29 protein-coding genes are annotated in these 26,247 nt (G+C 70.5%); 21 read left to right on the top strand and 8 right to left on the bottom strand.

Going from position 1 to position 26,247, the window contains the following annotated elements; all coding sequences use genetic code 11:
• The first annotated feature begins 69 nt into the window (after positions 1 to 69).
• Both BJY17_RS12275 and BJY17_RS12270 read left to right on the top strand, forming a co-directional pair.
• Complete coding sequence (locus tag BJY17_RS12275; RefSeq protein ID WP_179551598.1) at positions 70 to 339, top strand: hypothetical protein; 270 nt, start codon at positions 70 to 72, stop codon at positions 337 to 339.
• 56 nt (positions 340 to 395) lie between these two features.
• Entirely contained in the window at positions 396 to 767 is a 372-nt protein-coding gene (locus tag BJY17_RS12270) for a hypothetical protein (protein WP_179551597.1), read from the top strand.
• A gap of 75 nt (positions 768 to 842) precedes the next feature.
• Here BJY17_RS12270 and BJY17_RS12265 read toward each other — a convergent pair whose 3' ends face one another.
• Entirely contained in the window at positions 843 to 1,334 is a 492-nt protein-coding gene (locus tag BJY17_RS12265; protein WP_179551596.1) for a hypothetical protein, read from the bottom strand.
• A 154-nt stretch (positions 1,335 to 1,488) separates the two neighbouring features.
• On the opposite strand from BJY17_RS12265, the gene BJY17_RS12260 reads away from it, so the two are divergent.
• From BJY17_RS12260 to BJY17_RS12235, 6 genes are all read left to right on the top strand, one after another.
• Positions 1,489 to 2,571 carry a sensor histidine kinase gene (locus BJY17_RS12260; protein WP_218889906.1) on the top strand — a complete coding sequence of 361 codons (1,083 nt, stop codon included), beginning with the start codon at positions 1,489 to 1,491 and terminating at the stop codon, positions 2,569 to 2,571.
• On the top strand, positions 2,568 to 3,206 hold the full coding sequence (locus BJY17_RS12255) for a response regulator (RefSeq protein ID WP_179551594.1): 639 nt from the start codon (positions 2,568 to 2,570) through the stop codon (positions 3,204 to 3,206). Before BJY17_RS12260 ends, BJY17_RS12255 begins: the two co-directional genes overlap by 4 nt.
• Before the next feature lie 150 nt (positions 3,207 to 3,356).
• Positions 3,357 to 3,752, top strand: a complete 396-nt coding sequence (locus tag BJY17_RS12250; protein ID WP_179551593.1) for a hypothetical protein — start codon at positions 3,357 to 3,359, stop codon at positions 3,750 to 3,752.
• A 5-nt stretch (positions 3,753 to 3,757) separates the two neighbouring features.
• Entirely contained in the window at positions 3,758 to 5,062 is a 1,305-nt protein-coding gene (locus BJY17_RS12245; RefSeq protein WP_179551592.1) for a DJ-1/PfpI family protein, read from the top strand.
• Positions 5,059 to 5,490 (top strand): SAM-dependent methyltransferase, encoded by a 432-nt coding sequence (locus tag BJY17_RS12240; RefSeq protein WP_179551591.1) that lies wholly within the window; start codon positions 5,059 to 5,061, stop codon positions 5,488 to 5,490. Before BJY17_RS12245 ends, BJY17_RS12240 begins: the two co-directional genes overlap by 4 nt.
• A gap of 137 nt (positions 5,491 to 5,627) precedes the next feature.
• Positions 5,628 to 6,326 carry a DedA family protein gene (locus BJY17_RS12235; protein ID WP_179551590.1) on the top strand — a complete coding sequence of 233 codons (699 nt, stop codon included), beginning with the start codon at positions 5,628 to 5,630 and terminating at the stop codon, positions 6,324 to 6,326.
• Here the strand turns inward: BJY17_RS12235 and BJY17_RS12230 are convergent.
• Complete coding sequence (locus BJY17_RS12230) at positions 6,263 to 6,724, bottom strand: hypothetical protein (RefSeq protein WP_179551589.1); 462 nt, start codon at positions 6,722 to 6,724, stop codon at positions 6,263 to 6,265. The genes BJY17_RS12235 and BJY17_RS12230 overlap by 64 nt on opposite strands.
• Positions 6,725 to 6,909: 185 nt before the next feature.
• On the opposite strand from BJY17_RS12230, the gene BJY17_RS12225 reads away from it, so the two are divergent.
• The gene (locus BJY17_RS12225; protein WP_179551588.1) at positions 6,910 to 8,817 is read left to right on the top strand and encodes an FAD-dependent monooxygenase; all 1,908 of its coding nucleotides are present in this window, start codon (positions 6,910 to 6,912) and stop codon (positions 8,815 to 8,817) included.
• 18 nt (positions 8,818 to 8,835) lie between these two features.
• Here the strand turns inward: BJY17_RS12225 and BJY17_RS12220 are convergent, their stop codons facing one another.
• On the bottom strand, positions 8,836 to 9,549 hold the full coding sequence (locus tag BJY17_RS12220; protein WP_179551587.1) for an IclR family transcriptional regulator: 714 nt from the start codon (positions 9,547 to 9,549) through the stop codon (positions 8,836 to 8,838).
• Positions 9,550 to 9,856: 307 nt separating this feature from the next.
• Between BJY17_RS12220 and BJY17_RS12215 the strand changes: the two genes are divergently transcribed.
• The gene (locus BJY17_RS12215) at positions 9,857 to 11,431 is read left to right on the top strand and encodes a Re/Si-specific NAD(P)(+) transhydrogenase subunit alpha (RefSeq protein ID WP_179552862.1); all 1,575 of its coding nucleotides are present in this window, start codon (positions 9,857 to 9,859) and stop codon (positions 11,429 to 11,431) included.
• Positions 11,432 to 11,519: 88 nt separating this feature from the next.
• Positions 11,520 to 12,869, top strand: coding sequence for a Re/Si-specific NAD(P)(+) transhydrogenase subunit beta (pntB, locus tag BJY17_RS12210; protein WP_179552861.1), 1,350 nt, complete (start codon positions 11,520 to 11,522; stop codon positions 12,867 to 12,869).
• A gap of 45 nt (positions 12,870 to 12,914) precedes the next feature.
• On the opposite strand, the gene BJY17_RS12205 is transcribed toward pntB, so the two are convergent.
• Positions 12,915 to 13,304, bottom strand: a complete 390-nt coding sequence (locus BJY17_RS12205; protein WP_179551586.1) for a VOC family protein — start codon at positions 13,302 to 13,304, stop codon at positions 12,915 to 12,917.
• Between the two features lie 103 nt (positions 13,305 to 13,407).
• Here BJY17_RS12205 and BJY17_RS12200 point away from each other — a divergent pair, with 103 nt between their 5' ends.
• Genes BJY17_RS12200 through BJY17_RS12190 form a run of 3 tightly spaced genes read left to right on the top strand, consistent with a single transcriptional unit; the run spans position 13,408 to position 15,367 of the window.
• Positions 13,408 to 14,418 (top strand): helix-turn-helix transcriptional regulator, encoded by a 1,011-nt coding sequence (locus BJY17_RS12200; RefSeq protein WP_179551585.1) that lies wholly within the window; start codon positions 13,408 to 13,410, stop codon positions 14,416 to 14,418.
• Between the two features lie 38 nt (positions 14,419 to 14,456).
• Positions 14,457 to 15,044, top strand: coding sequence for an HdeD family acid-resistance protein (locus BJY17_RS12195; RefSeq protein ID WP_179551584.1), 588 nt, complete (start codon positions 14,457 to 14,459; stop codon positions 15,042 to 15,044).
• The gene (locus tag BJY17_RS12190) at positions 15,041 to 15,367 is read left to right on the top strand and encodes a hypothetical protein (protein WP_179551583.1); all 327 of its coding nucleotides are present in this window, start codon (positions 15,041 to 15,043) and stop codon (positions 15,365 to 15,367) included. Before BJY17_RS12195 ends, BJY17_RS12190 begins: the two co-directional genes overlap by 4 nt.
• Before the next feature lie 55 nt (positions 15,368 to 15,422).
• Here the strand turns inward: BJY17_RS12190 and purB are convergent, their stop codons facing one another.
• Entirely contained in the window at positions 15,423 to 16,805 is a 1,383-nt protein-coding gene (purB, locus tag BJY17_RS12185; protein WP_179551582.1) for an adenylosuccinate lyase, read from the bottom strand.
• Positions 16,802 to 17,329 carry a low molecular weight protein-tyrosine-phosphatase gene (locus BJY17_RS12180; protein WP_179552860.1) on the bottom strand — a complete coding sequence of 176 codons (528 nt, stop codon included), beginning with the start codon at positions 17,327 to 17,329 and terminating at the stop codon, positions 16,802 to 16,804. Before BJY17_RS12180 ends, purB begins: the two co-directional genes overlap by 4 nt.
• Before the next feature lie 96 nt (positions 17,330 to 17,425).
• Between BJY17_RS12180 and BJY17_RS12175 the strand changes: the two genes are divergently transcribed.
• The 3 genes from BJY17_RS12175 (at position 17,426) to BJY17_RS12165 (ending at position 20,303) form a co-directional block, all read left to right on the top strand.
• On the top strand, positions 17,426 to 18,325 hold the full coding sequence (locus BJY17_RS12175) for an aminoglycoside phosphotransferase family protein (protein ID WP_179551581.1): 900 nt from the start codon (positions 17,426 to 17,428) through the stop codon (positions 18,323 to 18,325).
• 98 nt (positions 18,326 to 18,423) lie between these two features.
• Entirely contained in the window at positions 18,424 to 18,789 is a 366-nt protein-coding gene (locus BJY17_RS12170) for a hypothetical protein (RefSeq protein ID WP_179551580.1), read from the top strand.
• Positions 18,774 to 20,303, top strand: a complete 1,530-nt coding sequence (locus tag BJY17_RS12165; protein WP_179551579.1) for a hypothetical protein — start codon at positions 18,774 to 18,776, stop codon at positions 20,301 to 20,303. Before BJY17_RS12170 ends, BJY17_RS12165 begins: the two co-directional genes overlap by 16 nt.
• Here BJY17_RS12165 and BJY17_RS12160 read toward each other — a convergent pair.
• Entirely contained in the window at positions 20,266 to 20,652 is a 387-nt protein-coding gene (locus BJY17_RS12160) for a phage holin family protein (protein ID WP_074260418.1), read from the bottom strand. The two genes, BJY17_RS12165 and BJY17_RS12160, sit on opposite strands and share 38 nt — an antisense overlap.
• Positions 20,653 to 20,702: 50 nt before the next feature.
• Here BJY17_RS12160 and BJY17_RS12155 point away from each other — a divergent pair, with 50 nt between their 5' ends.
• The 4 genes from BJY17_RS12155 to BJY17_RS12140 all read left to right on the top strand — a co-directional run bounded on the left by BJY17_RS12155 (position 20,703) and on the right by BJY17_RS12140 (position 25,546).
• Positions 20,703 to 21,827: a histidinol-phosphate transaminase gene (locus BJY17_RS12155; protein ID WP_376866710.1), complete on the top strand. Its 1,125-nt coding sequence runs from the start codon at positions 20,703 to 20,705 to the stop codon at positions 21,825 to 21,827.
• Positions 21,828 to 21,843: 16 nt separating this feature from the next.
• Positions 21,844 to 22,986 (top strand): thiamine pyrophosphate-dependent dehydrogenase E1 component subunit alpha, encoded by a 1,143-nt coding sequence (locus BJY17_RS12150; RefSeq protein ID WP_179551577.1) that lies wholly within the window; start codon positions 21,844 to 21,846, stop codon positions 22,984 to 22,986.
• Positions 22,987 to 23,084: 98 nt separating this feature from the next.
• Positions 23,085 to 24,044 carry an alpha-ketoacid dehydrogenase subunit beta gene (locus BJY17_RS12145; RefSeq protein ID WP_246303991.1) on the top strand — a complete coding sequence of 320 codons (960 nt, stop codon included), beginning with the start codon at positions 23,085 to 23,087 and terminating at the stop codon, positions 24,042 to 24,044.
• 65 nt (positions 24,045 to 24,109) lie between these two features.
• The gene (locus BJY17_RS12140; RefSeq protein WP_179551575.1) at positions 24,110 to 25,546 is read left to right on the top strand and encodes a dihydrolipoamide acetyltransferase family protein; all 1,437 of its coding nucleotides are present in this window, start codon (positions 24,110 to 24,112) and stop codon (positions 25,544 to 25,546) included.
• A 73-nt stretch (positions 25,547 to 25,619) separates the two neighbouring features.
• Here the strand turns inward: BJY17_RS12140 and BJY17_RS12135 are convergent, their stop codons facing one another.
• Positions 25,620 to 26,105, bottom strand: coding sequence for a GNAT family N-acetyltransferase (locus BJY17_RS12135; protein WP_179551574.1), 486 nt, complete (start codon positions 26,103 to 26,105; stop codon positions 25,620 to 25,622).
• Between the last annotated feature and the right edge of the window lie 142 nt (positions 26,106 to 26,247).

The following is a 26,247-nucleotide window of genomic DNA, read 5'->3' as shown; positions in this document are numbered from 1 at the left end:
CGACGGGCGCGCAGCTGGACGAGCAGTGCGGGCGTCACGGGGTGCGGGCCCGGCGCGAGACAATGAAGCATGTCCTCCTCAAGCGAACGCCGCTCCAATCCCGCTGCATGGGCAGCGTTCTGGTTGGCGCTGGCCGGCCTCCTGCTCATGCCCATCCCCCTGTTCATCGGGCTGATCGTCGGCGGCGGCCTCTCGATCATCGCCGCGATCCTCGCCGTGATCGCCCTGTTCAAGGGACTCGCGCGCAACGGCACGGGCATCGCACCCGTCGTGTTCGCCGCGATCTTCATCGCGCTCACGTGGGGCGGCATCTCGGTCGGGGGCGGCACCGTCTGGTAGGTGGACGAACGACTTCGCGTCTAGCCGCGCGCGAACATCGCGCGTACCGTCGAGCCATGGCGAAGATCATCGAGAACCTGGCGGAATCGGTGCCCGCGTGGGGCGCGAAGGTGGCATACGGCGAGAAGACCACGATCGACGGGCAGGAACTCGTGCCCGTGGCCCTCGTGGCGTTCGGCTTCGGCGGGGGTGAGGGCTCCGGCGACATGCCGGCATCCGACAAGACCCCGGCCGGCCGGGGTGAGGGAAGCGGTGGCGGTGGCGGTGGCTACTCCGTGCCGATCGGGGCGTACATCGGCGGCCCCGACGGGCTGAGGTTCCGCCCCAACACGATCGCCCTCGCCGTGGTCGCGGTGCCGTTGGTGACCGCGCTCGGTGCAGCGCTGGCCGTCATCGTCGGCGCGGCCCGGTTCGCCGGCAGGCACTGACCGACCCCGCGACATCCGAGGTGGGTGACCGACCGCCTCGGAGACGACGGCGCGCCCGAGAGGGCGGTGGACGACCTAGCTGGATGGCGTGCCGGATGGCGTGCCGTCGTCATCTGTGTATGCGTCGACCACGCGGTTCGTGAACTCCTCGCTCATCCGAAGCGTCTCGTCCGCGGCAGCGGCTGTGGTCTCGGTCTCCCAGATCGCGGCGACCCGGTCTTCGAAGTCGCGGATCTGCGCGCGGACTTCTGCGTTCGTCCTGGCGCGCGCATCCTTGGTGGCATTCGCGACGAACCTCACCGCCGTGTCGATGATGCGGCGTTCGAGCAACACGACGACGCCCACGAGCAGGAGCGTCGTGCCGATGCCCGCGAGCACTCCTCCGACGTAGCCGAGGCGACTCGCCGGCGAGACGAGGAACCAACCGGTGACGATGGCGGCGAGGCCGAGCGCGATGCACGCGAAGAACCAGCCCCACCGGATGCGGATGCGGGGCTGGACCGCGGCGTCCGCCCCGATCTGCGCCCCCGCGGAGGCAGTTGCTTCGCGTGTCGGTTCGATGGTCACCGTTCCACCGTTCCACCTTTCGCCCTGGACGTGAAGCACCTCGCGCCGGGGAGGGCTGCTCCACGCGGGCGAGCCTCAGCGAGTCCCGGGATGGCGCCCATCACCGGTTGACCTGGCGGGCGGGGACCCGCACAGTGGAACAGTGCAGTGGGCCATGGCCATCCTCACCGTCGTCGCGTACGTGACGTTGCCGCTCGGTTCTGCGAGTTTCGAGCAGCAGCCGCTGCCGACCCTGCTCGTCGGACTCGCGTTCACCCTCCTCGCGATCTTCGGGTTCCGCTTCGTGCAGGGTCGCTCGATCTGGTGGGCTGCGGCCTACGTGGCCGTGCAGCTGCCGCTCGGCTTCGTGCTGTTCTCGCTCTCGGGCGCAGCGGTCGGCTCGATCCTGCTGCTCGTGGTCCTCGTCTCGCAGAGCGTCCTGCTCCTTCCGCTGCCCGCCGCGGCAGTGGTCGCGGCCATCATCCCGTTCGTACACCTCGGAATGGACTGGCAGGGCGGGCTGCGCGAGGGGCTCGGCACCCTCGCGGTCACGATGTTCACGCTCGTCGTGACCTGGCTGCTCGTGCGGGAGCAGAAGGCGAGGGCCGAGCTCGCCGAGGCGAACGAGCGCCTGCGCGGTTACGCCGCCCAGGCCGAGCAGATGGCCGTCATCCAGGAGCGCAACCGGCTCGCGCGCGACATCCATGACGGCGTCGGTCACCACCTGACCGTCGTGCAGATGCAACTCGAGGCGGCTCGCGCGGTCATCCGCACCGCCGAACCCGAGCGGCTCGACGCGATGCTGGCGGCGGCCCAGGACCAGTCGGGTCAGGCCCTCGCCGAGGTTCGGCGGTCGGTGGCGGCCTTGCGGGAGCATCGCCCCGCACTGCCCGAGGCGCTGCAGTCGCTCGCCGTGGAGGCCACCGAGGCAGGTGTGCCGACCGAGGTCGAGGTGCTGGGCCGGCCACGGATGATCCGTGCGGATGTGGACGAGTCGCTGTTCCGGGCCGCTCAGGAAGGCCTCACCAACGTCCGCAAGCATGCGGCGGCGAGCAGCACGAGGGTCGTCCTCGACTTCTCGGATGAGGATCACGTCAGGCTCGAGGTTCGCGACGATGGCAAGGGCCTTCCCGAGTCGCCCGGCGACGGCTTCGGGCTCACCGGGTTGCGCGAGCGGATGGCGAGCCTCGGCGGACGGATCTCACTCGACCCGGCCGGCGCCACCGGAATGACCCTCACTGTGGAGGTGCCGGGATGACGATCCGAGTGCTCGTCGCCGACGACCAGGCGTTGTTCCGCGAGGCGCTCACGACCTTGCTCGAGGTGCAGCAGGGAATCGAGGTCGTCGGCGAGGCCGGCAACGGCGAGGAGGCGGTGCTGCGCAGCAGCCTGCTGCATCCCGACGTCGTGCTCATGGACCTCCGGATGCCGGTGCTCGACGGCATCGCCGCCACCGCACGCCTCCGCACCGAGCAACCCGAGGTACGGGTGCTCGCGCTGACGACCTTCGACGACGACGACGACGTCTTCGCCGCGCTGCGGGCCGGTGCCGTCGGATACCTCCTCAAGGACGTCACCTCGGAGAAGCTCGTCGAAGCTCTCGGCGCAGCCGATCGGGGCGAATCCGTGCTCCAGCCATCGGTGGCCGCGAAGGTCGTCGCGCGGGTGGCGCAGCTGCCGCAGGAGGCACCGGCACCGGAGCATCCGCTGACCGGGCGAGAGGTCGAGGTGGTGCGGTTGCTCGCCGAGGGTCGCAGCAACCGCGAGATCGCCCGTGCCCTGTTCCTGGCCGAGGGCACGGTGAAGAACCTCGTCACCAGCGTGCTGGCGAAACTCGAGGTGCGCGATCGCACGCAGGCGGCCCTCCGTGCGCGCGACGTCGGCATCCTCTGACGCCTCCACCGGTGCGGTCGGCCGGGGTCGCACACCGAACGGGGTCACACACCGAACGTGACCCGAGGCGTGACCTTCTGCACCTGACGCACGGCTCCGACTCTCGGAGGATTCCGGTATCCGAACGCTGGAATTCCGAGAGGAGTCGAGATGAACCACGAAACGACGACCCGACGACGACCGTCGGTGTGGCGGTTCGCGCTGCACGGGCTCGAGATGGTGATCGCCATGGTGCTGGGCATGGTCGTGCTGGGCCCGGTCTGGGCATGGGCGTGGCCGGGGCTCAGCGAGAACCCGACCGCGCAGGTTCTGGTGATGGCCACCGACATGTCGATCGGCATGGCCGTGTGGATGCGGATCCGCGGGCACGGGCTGCCGGCCATCGGTGAGATGGTCGCCGCCATGTACCTGCCGTTCCTGGTGCTGCTCCCGTTCCACTGGGTGGGAGCGCTGTCGGCCATGGCGCTCATGACGGCCGGCCACGTGCTGATGCTGCCGGCCATGCTGATCGCGATGCTGCGCCGCCGGCACGAGTACGGGTGGTGAACGTCATGCGTGCATTCCTCCGAGTCATCGTGCTCGTGCTCGCCGCAGTGGCGCTCCCCGCGGCGCTCGGCACCCCGGCCGTCTTCGGCGCGCTCGCCCTGAACGAACCGCGAGCCGACGGCGCCGTCCCGCCGCCCGCGCCGGTCGAACACGACCCGGCCAAGCCCACTGCGGTCGTCGTCGTCGGCGACAACGGCGCGGTCGTGTCCGACACGCTCGCCCCATACGAGATCCTCGCCACGACCGGGGCGTTCAACGTGTACACCGTGGCATCCGATACGCACCCGGTGCCGCTGACCGGTGGGCTCGACCTCGTGCCCGACCTCACCTTCGACGACCTCGACGAGATGGGCGGGGCTGCAGACCTCGTGGTGGTGCCCGCCATGCCGGATGTCGGGCGGCCGACGACGAGGCCCGTCACCGACTGGCTCGAGACCCAGGCGAACGGCGGTGCGCTGCTCCTCAGCATCTGCAACGGTGCCGCCGTGGTCGCCTCGGCAGGGCTGCTCGACGGCCACCGGGCGACCGCGCACTGGCTGCGCCTCGACGACTGGGAAGGCACGTATCCCGCCGTCGACTGGGAACGCGGCACGCGGTACGTCGACGACGGCGACGTCGTCAGCACCGCCGGCATCCTGTCGGGCATCGATGGCACCCTGCACGTGGTCGATCGACTCATCGGTGCGGATGCCGCGGCTGACGCGGCCCGCGCGATCGAGTGGCCGCATTTCGACCCCGACGGCGCGGCGCCGATGGAGCAGGCGGAGCTCGCGACATCCGACGCCGTGGTCGCGTTCAACACCGCGTTCGGCTGGGATCGCCCGCGGATCGGGGTCCAACTCACCGACGGGGTCGGCGAGATCGAGCTCGCCTCGGTGTTCGACACCTACGGGCAGTCGCTGGCAGTCGACACTGTCGCCGTGGGCGCCGGCCCGGTACGTTCTCGCCATGGACTCACGTTCGTGCCGCGCGCCGACACAGGGACCGGACTCGATCGTCTGGTCGTTCCGGGCACGACCGACCACGACGCCCTCCCGGGGATGGACCCGGTGCAGTACCCGCACCATCAGGAAGGCTTCGCCTTCGACGCGGTGCTGCTGGACCTCGCGCGAACGACCGACGTGGCAACCGCGCAGTGGACGGCGAAAGTGCTTGAGTACCCCGTGGACGACCTGACGCTCGAAGGCCCGGCTTGGCCGTGGGCGGAGACGTTCCGGCCGCTCGCGCTCGCCCTCGTCGGCGTGCTCATCGTGCTCGGCGTGTTCGCGCTCCTGCGCGGCCGCAGGCGTGCGACGAGGAGGACACGATGACGAGCGAGCTCTCGCCCCGGTTGCGCCGCGTGGTCGATGCGTTGCCCCTCGAACCCGGCATGCGCGTGCTGGAGATCGGCGGTGCGCCCGGCGCCGCCGCGCGCGAGGTCGCAGCGCGCGTCGGGCCGCAGGGGCATGTGCTCGTGCTGGACCGCTCCGACACGGGCATCCGGCGCGCCCGCGCGAACTGCCGGGAGGAGATCGACGCCGGCCGGCTCTCGACGATGTGCGCATCGGTCGAGGATTTCGAGTTGGAGCCCGGCACTCCGCTCTTCGATCTCGCGTTCGCCTGCCGCGTCGGTGCGCTCGACGGCCGCCACCCGCAGTTGTACGCCCCCGCCCTGGCCAACATCCGCTCAGCACTCGTCCCGGACGGGAGGCTGTACGTGGACACGGGTTCGCCGCTGACCGCGATCCAGCTCGACTGAGCATCGAGGCACCGTACGACGCATCGAGGCACCGTACGACGCGGCTACCCGCGACCCGTCGAGATCACTCCGAAGTACTACGCGGGCGATACCGCCGAGGGACGCGCCGACGACGATGGCCTTCGTAGCGTCGAGAGGTGGACGTTCTCAACGACTTCATCCTGCACGCCGCGGCCTCGCCCTGGCTGCTCCTCATCATGTTCGCGACGGCCGTCATCGACGGCTTCTTCCCACCCATCCCGAGCGAGATGGTGCTCGTGGCCGCCGCCGCTGTCGCGGCATCCGCTGCCGACCCCGCCACCGTCCTGCTGCTGTGCCTCGTCGCCGCGATCGGTGCGACGATCGGCGACAACATCGCCTACGCGATCGGCAGTGCCGTCGGCACCACGCGGTTCCGCTGGATGCGAGGTCCGCGAGTCTCCGCGGCCTTCGTTCGAGCGCAGCGCGCGCTCGTGCACCGCGGCACCCCGGTCATCCTCGGCGCCAGGTACATCCCGGTCGGCCGCGTCGTCGTCAACATGTCGGCCGGTGCGCTGCACTACCCCTGGCGCCGCTTCCTTCCCATCAGCGCCGTCGCCGGCGTGACCTGGGCCGTCTACAGCGCGTGCATCGGAATCCTGGCCGGTCAGTGGCTCGAGGGCAAGCCGTTGCTCAGCGCCGTGATCGGCGTCGTCTTCGCCCTCGTGATCGGACTGGTGATCGACCGCGTCGCCGCGGCGCGCCGGCGACGCGCAGATGCTGCGGCAGCGAGCCCCTCGTCGGTGTCTCGGCGCTATGCGGGTGAGACGGGTGAGCCGGATGCATCCATGCTGACGAAGCCGATCGCGGCGAAGTAGCTCTTGGAGAAGTCCACCGAAGTGTCGCCCAGTTGCGTGTTGTCGATGATGTAGGCGATGTTCACCGGGAAGTCCTCCATAGCGAGGTGGATCGTCTCGCCCGCCGTACGGGCGCACAGCACCAGCCCGAAGACGACGAGGTCTGCCGAGCCGTCGTCGTGCACGCGGATCATCTGCGGGTCGGCCGCGCCCGGGTCGACGCCGGCCTGCTCGAGTGCCGCCACGGTGGTGTGGAAGTGGATCGGCTTCTTCGCGATGGCGAGGGTGTAGTCGGGTCGATCGGAGCCGGGCAGGATCCGCACCAGCTCGGCATGAACGGGCAGCTGCGCCATGAGATCGCCCGGCGCCGAGTCGACGCTGGTGATGACGATCTTCGGGCGCACGTTGGGCTGGGTCACGCTCGAAGCCTAGCTTCGGCCGAGTTCGGCCTGCTGCGGCGGCGCTTCGTCGAGGACTTGGCGGACGCGCGTCCGCAGGCTTACACTGACTGCGCGATATGAGAATGATGCATTCTATTATCGAACACGAGAGGTGCCGGCCCACGGCCCACCGAGACGTGCCCACAGAGCAGTGAGGAGAAGCTGTGCAGTTCCACCACTCCGGTTACGTGTCCGGTGACCCGCGAGTGCAGCCCGCGGCAGGCGTCGGTATCGACCGTCCCGCGGAGCTGCCCGACGAGATCGACGTGCTGATCGTCGGATCGGGCCCGGCCGGCATGCTGCTCGCGGCGCAGCTCTCGCAGTACCCCGACGTCGTCACGCGCATCGTCGAGCGTCGTGACGGCCGCCTCGTGCTCGGCCAGGCCGACGGCATCCAGCCGCGCAGCGTCGAGACCTTCCAGCTGTTCGGCTTCGCCGAGCGCATCACCGCCGAGGCCTACAACATCGGCTACATGAACTTCTGGGGGCCCGACCCCGAGGCGCCGCAGAACATCATCCGCACGTCGCGCACCGAAGACTACGGCTACAAGATCAGCGAGTTCCCGCACCTGATCGTGAACCAGGCGCGCGTGCTCGACTACTTCGCCGAAGCCGCCGCCCACGGCCCAGGGCGCATCGCACCCGACTACGGCGTCGAGTTCACGGGACTCACCGTGCACGAGGCCGGCACCCCTGAGGCGGGCGACTACCCCGTCGAGGTGCGCCTGCGCCACGTCGCGGGCGAGCGCGCCGGCGAAGAGCGCACCGTGCGCGCCAAGTACGTCGCCGGGTGCGACGGCGCTCGCAGCGCCGTGCGCGAGGCCATCGGGCGCAAGCACCTCGGCGACATCTCGGCGCACGCCTGGGGCGTGATGGACGTGGTGGTCAACACCGACTTCCCGGATTGGCGCACCAAGTGCGCGATCAACTCGGTCGCGGGCAACATCCTGCACATCCCCCGCGAAGGCGGCTACCTCAGCCGCATGTACATCGACCTCGGCGAGGTCGCTCGAGACGACAACCACGAGGTGCGGAAGACGCCCATCGAGGCGATCATCGCGAAGGCCAACGACATCCTGCACCCGTACACGCTCGACGTGCGCGACGTCGCCTGGTTCAGCGTGTACGAGGTCGGGCACCGGGTCACCGACCACTTCGACGACCGTTCGAGTGATGATTCGGATGCCTCGCCCCGCGTGTTCCTCACCGGTGACGCGTGCCACACGCACAGCGCGAAAGCCGGCCAGGGCATGAACGTGTCGATGCAGGACGGCTTCAACCTCGGCTGGAAGCTCGGCTCGGTGGTGTCGGGGCTCGCGCCCGAGTCGCTGCTCTCGACCTACTCGGCCGAGCGGCAGCCCGTCGCCCAGCAGCTCATCGACTTCGACCGCGAGTGGTCGTCGCTCATGGCGCGCAAGCCCGAGGAGATCTCCGACCCGCAGGAGCTCGCGACCTTCTATCTCGGCACCGCCGAGTTCCCGTCGGGCTTCATGACGCAGTACGGGCCGTCGATGATCACGGGCGACGCCGAGCACCAGGAGCTCGCGACCGGATTCCCGATCGGCAAGCGCTTCAAGTCGTCGCAGGTGTCGTTCGTCTGCGACGGCAACGTCGTGCACCTCGGGCACCACGCCAAGGCGGACGGCCGTTGGCGCGTCTACGCCTTCGCCGACGCGCCCGGTGCGGGCGAGGCATCCGCTCTGACCGAGTGGGCTGAATGGATGTCGTCGCCCGACGCGCCGATCGCGCGGTTCACGCCGGACGGCGCCGACGTCGACGCCGTGTTCGACGTCAAGGTGATCTACCAGCAGCCGCATGAGGCGATCGACATCACCCGCGCCCCCGAGGTGTTCCGTCCGAAGACCGGGCCGCTCGGCCTGATGGACTGGGAGAAGGTCTTCGCCGCGGCACCGAGTTTCTGGTGCCCGACCGACATCTTCGAGGAGCGCGGCATCTCGCGCGACGGCGCGGTCGTCGTGGTGCGACCCGACGGGTACGTCGCGCAGGTGCTGCCGCTGTCGGCGACCGCCGAACTCGGCGAGTTCTTCGCGGGGCAGATGCTCGCGCGGTGAGCGTTCGCGAACGGGCGGTCAGGCGCCGTAGGCGCGCGTGACCGCCTCGGCCGCGAGCCGCAGACGCTCGGCGATCTCCGACTCGGGCTGCGAGAACGACACGTGGATCACCGCGATCGACGCCGGCGGCTGCCCCGGCAGCATGAGGGGCACCGCGACCGACGCGAGCGACGGCACGACCTCGTCGTGGCTGAGGGCGTAGCCGCGGCGACGGCTCTCGGCGATCTCGTCGCGCAGGCCGCTGGGCACTTCGGCCGGCCAGGCGCTCTCGGGCAGGCTCAGCAGGATCGCCTTGCCGGGCCCGCCGCGCGTGATCGGATGCCGGTGGCCCGGCCGGTACGACACGACCGCGACCGACTGCCGCGGCGAGGCGCTCACGAGCGTGACCGCCTCTTCGGCGTCGACGAGCACCGCCAGCAGGCAGGTCATGCCGAGCTCGTTGGCGACCGCATTGAGTTCGGGCAGCGCGAGGTGCTGCAGGTCGCGGGCGACACCCGAGGCGAGGGCGGCGAGCCCGGTGCCGAGAGTGAGGCGCCCGGCCGCGTCGCGCGTGACGAGGCCGTGGTGCTCGAGCGTGCGCACGAGCCGATAGGCGACGGAGCGGTGCACGCCGAGCGCTGCCGCGACCTCGTCGATCGAGAGCGCGCGGTCGGCGTCGGCCAGGACCTCGAGAATCCGGATGCCGCGGCTCAGCGTCTGCGACCCGGCCCGGGTGGCGTCGTCGGTGACCATCGCCCTGCCTTCCTGCCGCCGCTCGACGGCGCGGTCCTCGTCCGATACTAGAACGCCTCGATCGATCATCGGACATGCGGATTTCCGCCGCGCGAAAGAACCGCAGTTCCTTCGCCTCCGATTCGGGCGAATTCCTCCCGATCATCGCCACTCGCGTTCTACGCTGAGCGAGCGCGTCGCCACCGAGCGGCCGCTTCGATGGTGAAGCCGAACGCTTCGATGGAGAAACGAACGAGGTGCGCGACTTCGATGGTGAAGACGAACGACGAGCATCGCTTCGATGGAGAAGACGAATGAGGAGTACCGCATGACGCGCATCGGGGTCGTCACCGAACAGGGACCCGAGACCCGCGTCGCCGCCACGCCGGCGACCGTGAAGCAGTTGATCGCCCTCGGCTACGACGTCGTGGTCGAGGCCGGAGCCGGAGCGCGGTCGGCATTCCCCGATGACGCGTACGTCGCGGCGGGAGCCGAGCTCGTCGACGGCACCGCCGCGTTCGCAAGCGACCTCGTGCTGAAGGTGAACGCCCCGACCGAGGCCGAGATCGCACAGCTGTCGCCGGGTGCCACGCTCATCGCGCTGCTGGCGCCGGCGTTCAAGCCCGAGCTGCTCGCGGCGCTCGCCGCTCGCGGCGTCACCGCACTCGCGATGGACGCCGTGCCGCGCATCTCGCGTGCGCAGTCGATGGACGTGCTGAGCTCGATGGCGAACATCGCGGGATACCGCGCCGTCGTCGAGGCGGCGCACGAGTTCGGCCGGTTCTTCACGGGCCAGGTGACCGCGGCCGGCAAGGTGCCGCCCGCCAAGGTGCTCGTCGCGGGCGCCGGTGTCGCCGGTCTCGCCGCGATCGGCGCTGCGTCGAGCCTCGGCGCGATCGTGCGCGCCACCGACCCGCGGCCCGAGGTCGCCGACCAGGTGAAGTCGATCGGCGGCGAGTACCTGAAGGTCGAGGTCGAGGTCGAGCAGTCGACCGACGGCTACGCCAAGGCGACGAGCGAGGACTACGACCGGCGCGCTGCCGAGATCTACTCGGAGCAGGCGGCCGACGTCGACATCATCATCACGACGGCGCTCATCCCGGGCCGCGCTGCGCCACGACTCATCACCGCGGCCGACGTCGCGAGCATGAAGTCGGGCAGCGTCATCGTCGACATGGCGGCGGGCATGGGCGGCAACGTCGAGGGCTCCGTCGCGGGCGAGCGCATCGTCACGCCGAACGGCGTCGTGATCCTCGGCTACACCGACCTCGCCTCGCGCCTGCCCACGCAGGCGTCGCAGCTCTACGGCACGAACGTCGTGAACCTCGTGAAGCTCCTGACCCCGGCGAAGGACGGCGAGCTCGTGCTCGACTTCGACGACGTCGTGCAGCGATCGGTCACCGTCGCGAGAGACGGCACCGTCACGTGGCCGCCACCCCCTGTGCAGGTTTCAGCGGCGCCGGCGGCCGCGGCATCCGCTTCGGCAGCGACCGGCACGACGGATGCCGCAGCCGCACCGGAACCGAAGCGGCCGATGTCGCCCGTGAAGCGGGTCCTGCTCGTGGCGATCGGCATCGCGGCGCTCTTCCTGGTGAACGCGATCGCGCCGCCCCCGTTGCCGCAGCACTTCACGGTGCTCGTGCTCGCGGTCGTCGTCGGCTTCTACGTGATCGGCAAGGTGGCGCACGCGCTGCACACGCCGCTCATGAGCGTGACGAACGCGATCTCGGGCATCATCATCGTCGGTGCCATGGTGCAGATCACGAGCGACGTGCTCGCCGTGCAGATCATCGCCACCGTCGCCGTGCTGCTGGCCAGCATCAACATCTTCGGCGGTTTCGCCGTGACCCGACGCATGCTCGCGATGTTCGCGGCAGGCAAGACTGGAGCCGACCGTGGCTGATCTCGTGAACGCCGCAGAGGCCACGACCCTGCTCACCCCCGCCTCGATCGCCGGAGCCGCCTACATCGTCGCGGCGCTGCTGTTCATCATGAGTCTCGCGGGGCTCAGCCGGCACGACACCGCCAGAGCCGGTGTCGGCTACGGCATCGCCGGAATGACCATCGCGCTCGTCGCCACGGTGTACGCGACGTTCGCCGAAGCCTGGGGATCGCCGCAGACGACGACCGGGCTCATCCTGCTCGTCGTCGCCGTGCTCGTCGGCGGCGCGATCGGCCTCTGGCGGGCCCGTGTCGTCGCGATGACGGGCATGCCCGAGCTCATCGCCCTGCTGCACAGCTTCGTCGGCCTCGCCGCCGTGCTCGTCGGCTGGAACGGCGCCCTCGAGGTCAGCGGCATGAGCGGGGCGCTGCTCGACATCCACCACGCAGAGGTGTTCATCGGCGTCTTCATCGGCGGCGTCACCTTCACGGGTTCGATCGTGGCGTTCCTGAAGCTCTCGGCCCGCATGTCGTCGGCACCGCTCATGCTGCCCGGCAAGAACGTGCTCAACCTCGGGGCGCTCGTCGCCTTCGTCGCGCTGACCGTCTGGTACGTCATCACCCCCGAGCTGTGGCTGCTCGTCGTGGTGACGGCCCTCGCCCTCGCCCTCGGGTGGCACCTCGTGGCCTCCATCGGCGGCGGCGACATGCCGGTCGTCATCTCGATGCTCAACAGCTACTCCGGCTGGGCGGCGGCCGCGGCGGGCTTCCTGCTGAACAACGACCTGCTCATCGTCACCGGCGCGCTCGTCGGCTCCTCGGGTGCCTACCTCTCCTACATCATGTGCAAGGCCATGAATCGCTCGTTCATCTCGGTGATCGCGGGCGGGTTCGGCATCGCGGCGCCGACGTCGTCGGGCGACGGCGAGGAGGCGGGCGAGATCCGCGAGGTCACGGCAGCGGATGCCGCGGAGCTGCTGCGCGACGCGGGGTCGGTGATCATCACGCCGGGCTACGGCATGGCCGTCGCACAGGCGCAGTACCCGGTGGCCGAGCTCACGAGCCGACTGCGCGAGCGCGGCATCGACGTGCGATTCGGCATCCACCCCGTCGCCGGCCGCCTGCCGGGGCACATGAACGTGCTGCTCGCCGAGGCGAAGGTGCCCTACGACATCGTCGAGGAGATGGACGAGATCAACGACGACTTCGCGAAGACGTCGGTCGTGCTCGTGATCGGGGCGAACGACACGGTCAACCCGTCGGCCGCCGAGGACCCGGGCAGCCCGATCGCAGGAATGCCGGTGCTTCGGGTGTGGGAGGCGTCGGACGTCATCGTCTTCAAGCGCTCGATGTCGGCCGGCTACGCCGGGGTGGCGAACCCGCTCTTCCACCGCGACAACGCCCAGATGCTCTTCGGCGACGCGAAGGCGCGGGTGGAGGACATCCTGCGGGCGCTGTAACCGGGTCGGGCGGTGAGCCTGCGCTCACCGCCCGACGGCACCGGTTCACCGCCCGGCGAGCACGTCGAGGTAGTGCTGGTTGAACATCACGCCGAGGATGTTGCCGAACGGGTCGACGACCGACGCGGTGGTGAAGCCCGGGCCGCGCTCGATCAGCGGCTGGTAGCTCGTCGCGCCGAGTTCGAGCAGGCGCTCGTAGGCGGCCGCGACGTCGTCGACGGCCCAGTAGACGATTTCTCCCGCCGGCACGTCGGCAGCGGTCGGGCGGTACTGCGCATCAATGATGCCGAGCTCGTGCTGGAAGTCGCCGACGCGGAACTCGACGTAGCCGGGCCGGCGGAAGTACGGCTCGATGCCGAGCACCTCGGCGTACCAGGCGGTCGCCGCCTCGAGGTCGGCGGCGTAGTAGCTGAGTGTGGCGAATCCCCTGAGCATGAGTTGCTTCCCTTCGGTTCTGCGTGTGGTTTCGAAGTGCTGAGACCAGTCTCGAACGCAGAAGTGCTCACCTGTTGACTACTTTGTTCGCAAGAATGGAGACATGCGCGCAGACCGCCTCGTGGCAGTGCTCCTCACCCTGCAGTCGCGGGGTCGGGTGACCGCCGCGCAGCTCGCCGAGGAGCTCGAGGTCTCGGTCGCGACCGCCCGCCGCGACCTCGAGGCGCTGTCGGCGGCCGGCATCCCCGTGTACCCGCAGGCCGGCCGAGGCGGCGGGTGGCAGCTCCTCGGCGGCGCCCGCACCGACCTGAGCGGCCTGTCGTCGAACGAGGCGCGCGCCCTGTTCCTGCTCGTCGGGCCAGCGGCATCCGTCGCGCCCGAGGCGAAGGCGGCGCTGCGCAAGCTGGTGCGCGCCCTTCCCGAGACCTTCCGCACCGACGCCGAGGCGGCGGCCGAGGCAGTGGTCATCGACCCGGGCGAGTGGGGCCGGCCCGCGCGCGAGCGTCCGGCGCTGCTGCCCCTGCTCGAAGCGGCGATCGTCGACCGCGTGCGACTCCGCATCCGCTATGCCGCGTGGAACCGCGAGCCGGCCGAACGCACGGTCGACCCATGGGGGCTCGTGCAGAAGCAGGAGCACTGGTACCTGCTCGGCGGGGTCGACGGAGCCGAGCGCACCTACCGCATCGACCGGATGCTCGACGCGGAGCGCACCGGCGAACCGGCCGAACGCCCCGACGACCTCGATCTCGCAGAGGTCTGGGAGCGCGTTACCGCCGCGGTCGACCGGCAGCGAACCGCCGCGACCGCGACGATCATCGTCGACTCGGGCATCGTGCCGCTGCTGCACACGCAGTTCGGCCAGCGAGCCGTCGCCGAGACGCCGCTCGACCCCGGGCGGTCGCGCGTCACCGTCACCGCCCCGACCGACGTCATCATCGCGCGCGGCCTCGCCGGCTGGGCCGAGTACCTCGAGGTCGTCGAGCCCGAGTCGCTCCGGCAGGAGCTGCACCGGCTCGGCGCCGCCCTCGTCGCTCGGAACGCGATCGTCGACGATGCGGCATCGGCCCGGGACCAGGCATCGACCCCGGACTCGGCGCCCGCGCCGCCAACGTAGGATGGATCGGTACCCCAACCGATGTGAAAGAGGTCGTCGTGGCCATCGCAGCCGCTCCCGAGCGTGCCCGGTACTGGGTCGTCCCGGTCGCCCGCGGCATCCTGGCACTCGTGCCCGCCGCCGTCATCACCTTCTCGCAGAACCACTCGCCCGAGTTCGGCCTGCTCGTCTTCGGTCTCTGGGCCGTCGTGTCGGGGCTCATCACGGGCGCCCTGTCGATGCGATTCACCGAGGAGCGCGGCATCCGCTCGTTCTTCGTGATCGCCGCCGTGGTGACCGTCGCGGCCGGCCTGCTGGCCCTCACCGTGCCCGGGGGGCTGCCGTTCCTGCTCTACCTCGTGAGCGTCTGGGCCGCCATCACCGGCGTCCTCGAACTCTTCGCCGGCCTCCGCGCGCGCGGCCGCACCCCGGCCGCGCGCGACTGGATCGCCGCCGGCGCGTTCACCGCGATCCTCGCGCTCGTGTTCCTCGTCATCCCGCTCGACGCCGTCACCGCGGTCGGCCTGCTCGGCGGCTACCTCGTCATCCTCGGCGTGTACCTCGTGATCGGCGGGTTCTCGCTGAAATGGGCCACCAGCCCAGCGGATGCCGCGCCCGACGCCCCAGGAACGGAGCAGACCTCGTGACCAACACCCCCGGTGAGTACAAGCCGAGCCGGCGCGACACGCTCCGCCCCATCGAGTACGTCGGCGGCGCCGCGATCGCCGCCGTCTTCACTGGCCTCGTCGTGCTGATCACCGCGCGCGATCTGACGCTCGCCCTGATCGTCGCCGGCATCGCGTTCATCGCCGTGCTCATGACGCTCGCGCTGCTCTCGATGGCGATCAAGCCGAACGCCGAGGAGACGGCCGAGATCGACGGCAGTGCGCCGGATGCCTCGACCGCGCCGGATGCCGCGAAGCCCGACGAGGCCGACGGCCCTGCCGCACCCGGCGCAGCCGGCCACTGAACGACCCCCTCGGCGACCGCGGCACCCGAGCGAAGCGGATGCCGCGGCGCGGGCGTCAGCCGAGCCGGTCGACGAGCTCCGAGGCGATGCCGGTGTACGACTGCGGCGTGAGCGCGAGCAGGCGCTGCTTCGCCTCGTCGCCGATCTCGAGCCCGTTCACGAACTCCGCGAGCTCGTCGGCACCGACCCGCTTGCCGCGGGTGAGCTCCTTGAGCATCGCGTAGGGGTCGGCGATCGTCGAGCGACCGGCGACGACCTCGGCGCGGATGACCGTCTGGATCGCCTCGCCGAGCACCTCCCAGTTGCCGTCGAGGTCGGCCGCGAGCACCACGAGGTCGAGGTCGATCTCGCCGAGGCCGCGCTGGATGTTGTCGAGCGCGAGCATCGAGTGCCCGAAGCCGACGCCGATGTTGCGCTGGGCGCTGGAGTCGGTGAGGTCGCGCTGCATGCGCGAGGTCACGAGGGTCGCGGCGAGCGAGTCGAGCAGGGCGCTCGAGAGCTCGAGGTTCGCCTCGGCGTTCTCGAAGCGGATCGGGTTGACCTTGTGCGGCATCGTCGACGAGCCGGTCGCGCCGGGCGCGGGGATCTGACGGAAGATGCCGAGCGAGATGTAGGTCCAGATGTCGGTTGCGAGGTTGTGCAGCACGCGGTTGGCGTGCGAGACCTTGCCGTAGAGCTCGGCCTGCCAGTCGTGCGACTCGATCTGGGTGGTGAGCGGGTTCCAGGTGAGGCCGAGCGACTCGACGAACTCGCGCGAGACCTCGGGCCACGAGACATCCGGTGCGGCGACGACGTGCGCCGAGAAGGTGCCCGTTGCACCCGAGAACTTGCCGAGGTACTCGGTCGCCTCGATCTGGCGCTCGATGCGGCGCAGGCGGTACGCGAAGACCGCGAGCTCCTTGCCCATGGTCGACGGCGTCGCCGGCTGGCCGTGGGTGCGCGAGAGCATCGAGGCGTCGCGGTGCTCGCGCGCGAGCGTCTCGAGCGTCTCGATGACGCCGCGGTACTTCGGCAGCCACACGTCGCGCACCGCGTCGCGCACGGTGATCGCGTAGGAGAGGTTGTTGATGTCTTCGCTCGTGCACGCGAAGTGCGTGAGCTCCGAGATTGCGTCGAGCCCCAGGTCGCTGAGGCGGCGGCGCACGTAGTACTCGACGGCCTTGACGTCGTGCCGGGTGGTGGCTTCGAGGCCGGCGAGCTCGTCGATGTCGGCCTGGCCGAAGTCGGCGACGACCTGGCGCAGGCTCGCCTTCTGGTGGTCGGAGAGCGGCGAGGAGCCGAAGAAGCCGCGGTCGGTCTGGGCGATCAGCCACTCGACCTCGACGTGTACGCGCGCCCGGTTGAGGCCGGCCTCTGAGAGGTGCTCGCCGAGCTCTCCGACCGCCGAGCGGTAGCGACCGTCGAGGGGGCTGAGCGGCTGGGGAGGCAGCGAAGTCATCGGTTTCCTTGTCTGAGTGCTGGTGCGAGTTGCCGGAAGAGTGCCGACGTCGACCGTTCAATCATCTCAAGGACTCGATCGAACATCGGCTCGTCGGAGTAATAGGGGTCGGGCACGTCCTGCAGCTCGGCCGAATCGGGCCCGAACTCGAGCAGCATCCGCACCTTCTCCTGCTCGGCTGCGCCGGGCGCCCAGTTGCGCAGGATCCGCGCCTGCCCGCGATCGAAGGCAACCACGAGGTCGAGCCGCGGGAAGTCGGTCGCCTCGAACTGGCGCGCCCGATGGTGACGGCCGTCGTATCCGGCGCGGTCGAGCGCGTCGATCGTGCGGCGGTCGGCGGGCTCGCCGACGTGCCAGTCGCCGGTCGCCGCCGACTCGATGGCCAGCCGGTCGCCGAGTCCGGCGCGTTCGGCGTGCGCGCGCAACACGACCTCCGCCATCGGAGAGCGACAGATGTTGCCCGTGCACACGAACGACACTCTGAACGGCGGCGCGTCGTCCCCCGCGGAATCCGCTCGCGTCATGGGTTCCATTGTGGACGACATCCGGCCATCGCACAGCACCAATTCGGGGGCGCTACGCTGGGCGGTCGAGCGAGGCGAGCAGACGGGAGCGGCGTGATGACGGATGCCCCCGAGCCCGACATCCTCGTCGACGAGGCGCTCGCCCGACAGCTCGTGGCGGCGCAGCACCCCGACCTCGCTGCGCCGATCGAGCTGCTCGCGAACGGGTGGGACAACGTGATGTTCCGCCTCGGCGAGCACCACCTGGTGCGGTTGCCGCGGCGCACGATCGCCGCCGACCTGGTGCTGCACGAGCAGCGCTGGCTGCCCGGGATCTCCCGCCGCGTCGCGATTCCGGTGCCCGCTCCCGTGCGGGTCGGTCGCCCGGCCCCCGAGCTCGGGTTCGACTTCCCGTGGAGCATCCTGCCGTGGTTCGACGGCGTGAGTGCTGCCGAGGTCGCGCCCTCGGCGCGTGCCGCCGCTGCGACGTCACTGGCGGCGTTCGTCGCGGAACTCGGCGTCCTTGCGCCTGCAGACGCCCCGGTCAACCCCTATCGCGGGGTGCCGCTCGCCGGGCGCGACGAGGTCGTGCAGGGAAGGTTCGAGCGCGGACTCGCAGCGGAACCCGAAGAAATCGAGGCGCTCCGCGCCATCTGGAACCGTGGACTGGCCGCGGCGGAATGGTCGGGCCCGCCGTCGTGGCTGCACGGCGACCTGCACCCGGCGAACCTCGTGCTCGCGGCATCCGGTGACCTAGCCGCGGTCGTCGACTTCGGCGACGTGTGCGCCGGCGACCCGGCCTGCGATCTCGCCACGGCGTGGCTCACGTTCGATGCCCCGGCACGGGCGGTCTTCCGCGCCGAGGTCGACCGGCTTCGGGCGACGGATGCCGCGATGTGGGACCGTGCCCGTGGATGGGCGCTCGTGCTCGGCAGCGCGATCGTCGACACGATCGGCACCGGAGGTCGCCTCGGTCGGGTCGGCGTGCACGCGCTCGACGCGGTGCTCGTCGACTGAGTCGGGCACTCGTCCTGCACAGGCACGGCTCCGGCGCCGGGCCCACCGCCTGGCCGCCGCCGACCGGATCGGGTGCGGGGTTCGATGACACTCGTCGCATGCTCGATTCCGATCCGTACGCGCTCCCCCTGAAGGGCACCGCTGTCAGTCGGGAGCGCATCGACGACGCCGGCGCATACCTCCTCATGCTCCGGTCGCTGCTCGCCGAGGTGAACGAGTCCGTGCACCGGCTGGTGCCGCCGTCCACCGGCGCCTGGCGATCGTCCGCGGCCGAAGGGTACGTCCGAGGTCTCGACGATCTCCGCGCCCGGGTGCTCGCGGCCCGTGACGGGCTCGTCGACGCCGAGAGCGCGCTCGTCGACCGCATCCGGCGCATGGAGCACCAACTCGACCTGCAACGCGCCGCGTTGGGCGCCCAGCACGTGCAGATCACGCGAAGCGATGCATCGTGGACGACTCGCTGACGCTCAGCGGCGGCGGATCGACCTCCGTCGCGACCGACGAGCTGTTCGCCGACGCCTCCCGTCTCGGCGCCACCGAATCGGTGGTGGCGGAGTGGCGCGAACGCGCCCGGGTCATCAGCAGCGGCCTCCTCCAACTCGACCTCGCGGAACCGTCGGCCGGTTCCTACGACCTCTCCTCACCGACGTGGGGCATCGCGAACGCCCGGGCGCGACTGCACGAGGCCACGGAGTCCGCCGGGCGGCTGCGCCATGCGTTGATCGAGAGCGCCGAGCGCTACGGCGTGACCGAAGGAGTCGTCGAGGCGCTCTGGCGAGTCGCCGGCAGCTCGCTGGCATGGTTCCTGGGCGGCGTGGCGACGCTCCCCTCGACCGTGATCGCCGGTGGTGTGCTGGCCGGCTCGATCGCCGGCGCGAGGGCACTCGGCGTCCACGCACCGCTCGAGACGTGGCTCGCCGCACAGAAGGGCATGCTCTCCGACCCGGCGTTCGTACGTGCAGTCCGCACCGCAGCGGACTCGGCCGACGAACTCGTCGCCGGCGGGCTCCACGTGCCGCATGGACTCGCTCTCGGCGCGGGCGCCGAGATCCGGGCGCCCGAAGCCGCATCGCTGCTCCTCGGTGGGGCAGGGCTGTTCGGTGCCGCGTTCGGCAGCCGGGTGCTCGTCGACGGGCCGGTGGGGGTGAAGCGAGAACGCCGAGACGGGCGGGCAGATCAGCGTACCGGCGGCCCGACGGCCCGCGCCGACGGTCAGCCGCTCGACGCCCCGGTCTCCGCCCCCTCCGGCATCGCCGACCTCGTCGACCGCATCCCGACCTCCGCCGCCGACGCGCAGATCCGGGTGGAGCGCTACGGCGAGGAGGCCGACCCGCGGTGGGTCGTCTACATCGGCGGCACGGTCGACTTCACCACGACGGCCGGCGCCGAGACGAACGACATGACGAGCAACGTGCACGGCATCGCCGACGACTCGGCCATCGATGCGCTGCGCCTCACCGGTGCGGACTCGGCGGCGGTCGACCGTGCGACCCGTCTGGCGCTCACCGAGGCCGGGGCGAAGCCGGGCGACCCGATCGTGCCGATCGGGTACTCGGGCGGCGGTGCCGCTGCCGCGGGCCTCGCAGCAGACCGCGAACTGAACGTCGTCGCGGTCGTGAGCGTCGGAGGCCCGGTCGCCTCCGCCGAGCTCCCCGAGGGCACTCCCCTGCTCTCGATCGAGCACGAGGAGGACCTCGTTCCCGCGACCGGTGGATGGGGGCGGCCGTCGCCCGACCGCCTCACCGTCTCACGGAGCGTGCTCGAGGCGGGCGCCGACTACGACGCCGCGGTGCCGGCCCACGCGCTGTTCCGCTATCGGGAGACGGCGGCGCTCATCGACGCCTCGGACGAGGAGCGCCTCGTGGCGTTCCGCCAGCAGATCGGCGAGTTCACCGGCGGCGGGCCGGGCGAGATGAGCCGATGGATCGCGACCCGGGAGCTCAGCCCTTCGACACCGGACGCAGCACCAGGCCGATGAGCCAGCTGATGAGTCCGAGCACCAGTGCGCCGAGCACGCCCCACCAGAAGCTCTCGACCACGAGGCCGAAGCCCATGAGGTCGCTGATCCAGTCGACGAGCAGCAGCAGCAGGCCGTTGACGATGAACGAGATGAGGCCGAGGGTCAGCACGTAGAGCGGGAACGCGACGATCCTGATGAAGTTGCCGATGATGGCGTTCACGAGGCCGAAGATGAGCGCGACGAGCAGGTAGGTGAGCACCGTCGCGAGCTGGGTGTCCTCATATGGCACGACGCTCACGCCGGACACGATGAGGGTCGTGAGCCAGAGAGCGAGCGCGATGACGATGACCTTGACGATGAACCGCATGCGTCCACTCTGTCAGACGGGCCAGCCGGGAGCGAAGGAGTACGGTGGAAATCGTGACCGCACCGGAGCCCACGGGGGCGCGCGTACGCCTGCGCCCCGAGATCGCCGCCCTTCCGCCGTACCGACAGGGGCGCCCCGCGCCCGCCGACGGCTTCAAGCTGTCGAGCAACGAGAACCCGTTCGGGCCGCTGCCCTCGGTCGTCGAGGTCGTCGCAGCCGCCGCCCACGACATCAACCGGTATCCGGATGCCACGGCGCTCGCCCTTCGCGAGCGGCTCGCCGTGCGGTTCGGCGTGACGGCCGACGAGGTGCTGGTCGGCGCAGGGTCGGTCGCGCTCCTCGCCCAGTTCATCCTCGCGGCCGCCGCCCCCGGAGACGAGGTCGTCTACTCCTGGCGCTCGTTCGAGGCCTACCCTGGTCTCGTCACGGTGGCGGGTGCCACGAGCGTGATGGTGCCGAACCGCGCCGACCACGGCCACGACCTCGACGCGATGGCCGCCGCGATCACCGATCGCACGCGCGTCGTCATCGTGTGCTCGCCGAACAACCCCACGGGCGTCGTCGTGACCGCCGCCGAGTTCGAGGCCTTCATGGCGAAGGTGCCCGCCGACCGGCTCGTGCTGCTCGACGAGGCGTACGCCGAGTTCGTGCGCGGCGGCGGTAGCGACGACGACGCCGTCGACGGCGCGACCCTCATCGGCCGCTACCCGAACCTCGTGCTGCTCCGCACCTTCTCGAAGGCATACGGCCTCGCCGGCCTCCGTGTGGGCTACGCCATCGGCCCCGTCGAACTGCTCGACGCCGCTCGCGCCACGGCGATCCCCCTCGGGGTCACGGCTGCCGCGGCATCCGCTGCCATCGCCTCGCTCGAGCCGGCCGCCGAGGCCGAACTGCTCGAGCGGGTCGGCGCGATCGCCGATCGGCGCGATCGCGTGCATGCAGCGCTCGTCGCGCAGGGATGGCCGGTGCCGCCCGCGCGCAGCAACTTCGTCTGGCTGCCCGCGGGCGAGGCGACGACCGCGGTGGCCGAGCGTCTCTTCGACGCCGGAATCGTGACGCGCGCCTTCGCCCCCGACGGCATCCGCATCTCGATCGGCGAAGCGGAATCTGTGGACATCCTCCTCACGATTCTGGGTGAGCTTGTACCGGGCTCACAAGAAGGGGACCCGCAGTAGCGGGTAGCGTGGAACGGTGGCAGCCCGCGAAAGAGAGTTCACCGCGCCGACGGTCCAGCTCCTGACCCATGAGGGCGAACTCCGTCCCTCCCCCGAGGCCGAGGCCTATCTCCCGCTCGTCGAGGCGTTGACCGACGCCGAGCTGCAGCGCTTCTACCGCGACATGGCGGTCTCGCGCCGCATCGACGTGGCCGGTGCGAACCTGCAGCGGCAGGGCCAGCTCGCCCTGTGGGTGCCGAGTCACGGGCAGGAGGCGGCTCAGGTGGGTTCGGCGCACGCCGCCCGCCCGCAGGACCACCTGTTCCCGTCGTACCGCGAGCACATCGTCGGCATGATCCGCGGACTCGACCTCGCGCGCATCTTCGCGCTGCTGCGCGGCGCCACCCTCGGCGGGTGGAACCCCGAGGAGAACGGCAACTTCCACCTCTACACGCTCGTGCTCGCGTCGCAGACGCTGCACGCGACCGGGTACGCGATGGGCCTCCAGTTCGACGGTGCGACCGCGACGGGCGACCCCGAGACGGATGCCGCGGTGCTCGTGTACTACGGCGACGGCTCGACCTCGCAGGGCGACGCCAACGAGGCCCTCGTCTTCGCCTCGAGCTACCAGACGCCGCAGGTCTTCTTCATCCAGAACAACCAGTGGGCGATCTCGGTGCCCGTCGCCCGGCAGTCGCGGAGCCCGCTGTCGCTCCGCGGCGGCGGTTTCGGCATGCCCGGCGTGCGGGTCGACGGCAACGACGTGCTCGCGAGCTACGCGGTCACCCGCCAGTCGCTCGAGGAGGCGCGCGCCGGTGACGGCCCCAGCCTCATCGAGGCCGTGACGTACCGCATGGGCGCACACACCACCGCCGACGACCCCACGAAGTACCGCACCGACGACGAGGTGGCCTACTGGGAGGCGCGCGACCCGATCACGCGCTACCGCACGTGGCTCGAGGGCCGCGGGGCATCCGCCTCGTTCTTCGCCGACGTCGAGGCCGAGGCCAACGACATCGCGGCCGACCTGCGTCGCCGCGCCCTCGACCTGCAGGCGCCGACGCGCGAGAAGATCTTCGAGCACGTGTACAGCGAACCGCACCCCCTCATGGTCGAGCAGGCCGCATGGCTCGAGAACTTCGAGACCTCGTTCGAGGGTCCGGCAGGGGGCGTGGCATGAGCGCCGCCCGCACCGAAGAGGAGAACCACGTGACGGATGTCGCGAGCGACACGCCCTCGACCGGCGAGGCCCCCGTGCGCGGCGTGCAGACGCTCTCGATGGCGAAGGCCATCAACGCGGGCCTCCGCGAGGCGCTCCGCGCCGACGAGAAGGTGCTGCTCATGGGCGAGGACATCGGCCCGCTCGGCGGCGTCTTCCGCGTGACCGAGGGGCTCTCGGCGGAGTTCGGCGACAAGCGCATCCTCGACACGCCGCTCGCCGAGTCGGCCATCGTCGGCACCGCGATCGGACTCGCGATGCGCGGCTACCGCCCGGTCATCGAGATCCAGTTCGACGGCTTCATCTTCCCCGCGTTCGACCAGATCACGACCCAGCTCGCGCGCCAGACGGTGCGCCACGACGGCAGCCTCTCGATGCCCGTCGTGATCCGGGTGCCCTACGGCGGCCACATCGGCTCGATCGAGCACCACCAAGAGAGCCCGGAGGCGTACTTCGCGCACACCCCGGGCCTGCGCGTGGTGAGCCCGTCGAACCCGCACGACGCCTACTGGATGATCCAGGAGGCGATCCGCTCCGACGACCCCGTGCTGTTCTTCGAGCCGAAGAGCCGCTACTGGCCGAAGGGCCCGGTCGACCTCGACCACGCCGGCCTGCCGCTGCACGCGAGCCGCGTCATGCGCCAGGGCACCGACGTCACGGTGGTCGGCCACGGCGCGATGATCGCGACGCTGCTGCAGGCGGCCGACATCGCCGCCGGCGAGGGGCGCAGCATCGAGGTCGTCGACCTCCGTTCGCTCTCCCCCATCGACTACGGGCCCCTGCTCGAGTCGGTGCACCGCACCGGTCGCCTCGTCGTCGCCCAAGAGGCCTACGGCAACGTCTCGGTCGGCTCCGAGATCGCGGCGACGGTGGCCGAGCGGGCGTTCTACTCGCTCGAGGCGCCGGTGCTGCGCGTGTCGGGCTTCGACACGCCCTTCCCGCCTGCCGCACTCGAGACCGAGTACCTGCCGAGTCCCGACCGAGTGCTCGAGGCCGTCGACCGCGCACTGGCGTACTGACACGGCGCGCGACGCGCGCGCTGACATGACGATGACGGCATAGACCGACTGCGAGGGTAAAGAGTATGAGCGAGATCCGATTCCCCCTCCCCGATGTCGGCGAGGGCCTCACCGAGGCCGAGATCGTGCAGTGGCGGGTCGCACCCGGCGATCGCATCAGCCTCGACCAGGTCTTCGTCGAGATCGAGACCGCGAAGTCGCTCGTCGAACTGCCGAGCGCGTTCGAGGGCGTCGTCTCCGAACTCCTCGTCGAAGAGGGCAGCACCGTCGACGTGGGCACCCCGATCCTGGTCATCCAGACGGATGCCGCGGGGCTCGTCTCCGATGCCCCCGCCGCGCCGGCCACGGCTCCGGTGGTCGACTCCGGTGCGCCAGCCGGCAGTGCCGAACCGGCCGCCGAGTCGCTGCCGATCTACGGCACCGTTCCGGCAGCCGATGCCGCCGAGGCCAGCGGCGCCGTGCTCGTCGGGCACGGCAGCTCCGGTCCGGCGGCCACGCGTCGCCGGCGACACGTCACGCCCGACGGGGCGCACGGGCATCTCGCCGCCCCCACTCCCCCGCCTGCACCGGTGAGCACGGCTCCTGCGGCCGCCGCAAGCACGGCGGCATCCGTCGCCGCACCGTCGCGACCCGCTCCGCAGCTCCCGGTGATCGCGAAGCCGCCGATCCGCAAGCTCGCCAAAGACCTGGGCGTCGACCTGTCGCGGGTCGCGCCGACGGGCCCGATCGGCGACATCACGCGCGACGACGTGATCCGCGAGGCGAGCCAGGCGAGCGTGTTCCGCAACATCCAGACGCCCGAGCGCCCCGAGGCCCGTGAGGAACGCATCCCCGTCAAGGGCGTGCGCAAGGCGATCGCGAGCGCGATGGTGCAGAGCGCCTTCCAGGCCCCGCACGTGAGCGTCTTCGTCGATGTCGACGCGAGCCGCACGATGGAGTACCTGAAGCGGCTGAAGGCCTCCCCCGACTACGCCGGGGTGCGCATCTCGCCGCTCCTCATCATGGCGAAGGCGATGATCTGGGCCGTGCGCCGCAACCCCACCGTCAACGCGCAATGGACCGACTCCGAGATCGTGGTCAAGAACTACGTGAACCTCGGCATCGCCGCGGCGACGCCCCGGGGCCTCATCGTCCCGAACGTCAAGGAGGCCCAGGCGATGACGATGGTCGAGCTCGCCACGGCGCTCGAGCAGCTCACGCTGACGGCGCGCGAGGGCAAGACGCAGCCCGCCGAGATGCAGAACGGCACGATCACGATCACGAACATCGGCGTCTTCGGCATGGACACCGGCACGCCGATCCTGAACCCGGGCGAGGTCGCTATCGTCGCGCTCGGCACGATCAAGCAGAAGCCGTGGGTGGTCGACGGCGAGGTGCGACCGCGCTTCGTCACGACGATCGGCGCCTCGTTCGATCACCGAGTGGTCGACGGCGACGTGGCCTCGCGATTCCTCGCCGACGTCGCGTCGATCATCGAGGAGCCGGCGCTGCTGCTCGAGTAGTCGTGGTCGGGTCTCGACGAGCTCGACCAACAGAGACCCTGCGGGTTGAGCCTGTCGAAACCTCCGTACGAGGTTACAGGTGCAGGTCGTACGTGATCGCCTCTGTCGTGCGCGACGACTGCGAGAACCCGGCGCCCTCGAGCGCGCGCCGAGCAGGCAGGTTCGGCACCTCGGCCTCGGCGCGGAGGATCACGACACCGGCGCTTCGAGCGAGCTCGACGACGGCCGCGACGGTGTGCGTCGACAGGCCCTGGCCGCGCACCGCTGGCACGAGGCCGAATGCGAACTCGACCGCCCCGTCGTCGCCGGGCGGACCGAACAGGTTCACTCCCCCGATGGCCGGGCCGTCTTCGCCTCGACGAACGAGGTAGGGGCCGAAGGGCGTCGGATCACCGTTCTGCTGCACCGTGCGGAGGTACTCGGCGAGCAGCTCCGGCTCGTCGGTGAAGGCGTAGGCGCCTTCCCATCCGTCGTGGGGGTCCACCTCGCCCGAGAGCACGCGCTCGGCATCGGCGACGGTGAACGGATGCAACGTGAGAGGAGCTGTCGTCGTATCCACGTGCTTCACTCTCGCACGTCGGTGCGACACTCGCCAGAGCTCTCCACAGGATGACGTGGGAATGCGGGGATCGCCCGCCGATGTTCATCCAGTGTGTCCGAATCGGTCGCTTCATGGTTTTGACAATCATTATCAATAAGAC

The sequence above is a fragment of the Agromyces hippuratus genome (genome assembly GCF_013410355.1).
Taxonomy (GTDB): Bacteria; Actinomycetota; Actinomycetes; order Actinomycetales; family Microbacteriaceae; genus Agromyces; species Agromyces hippuratus.
This window is presented reverse-complemented; position numbering and strand designations above follow the sequence as displayed.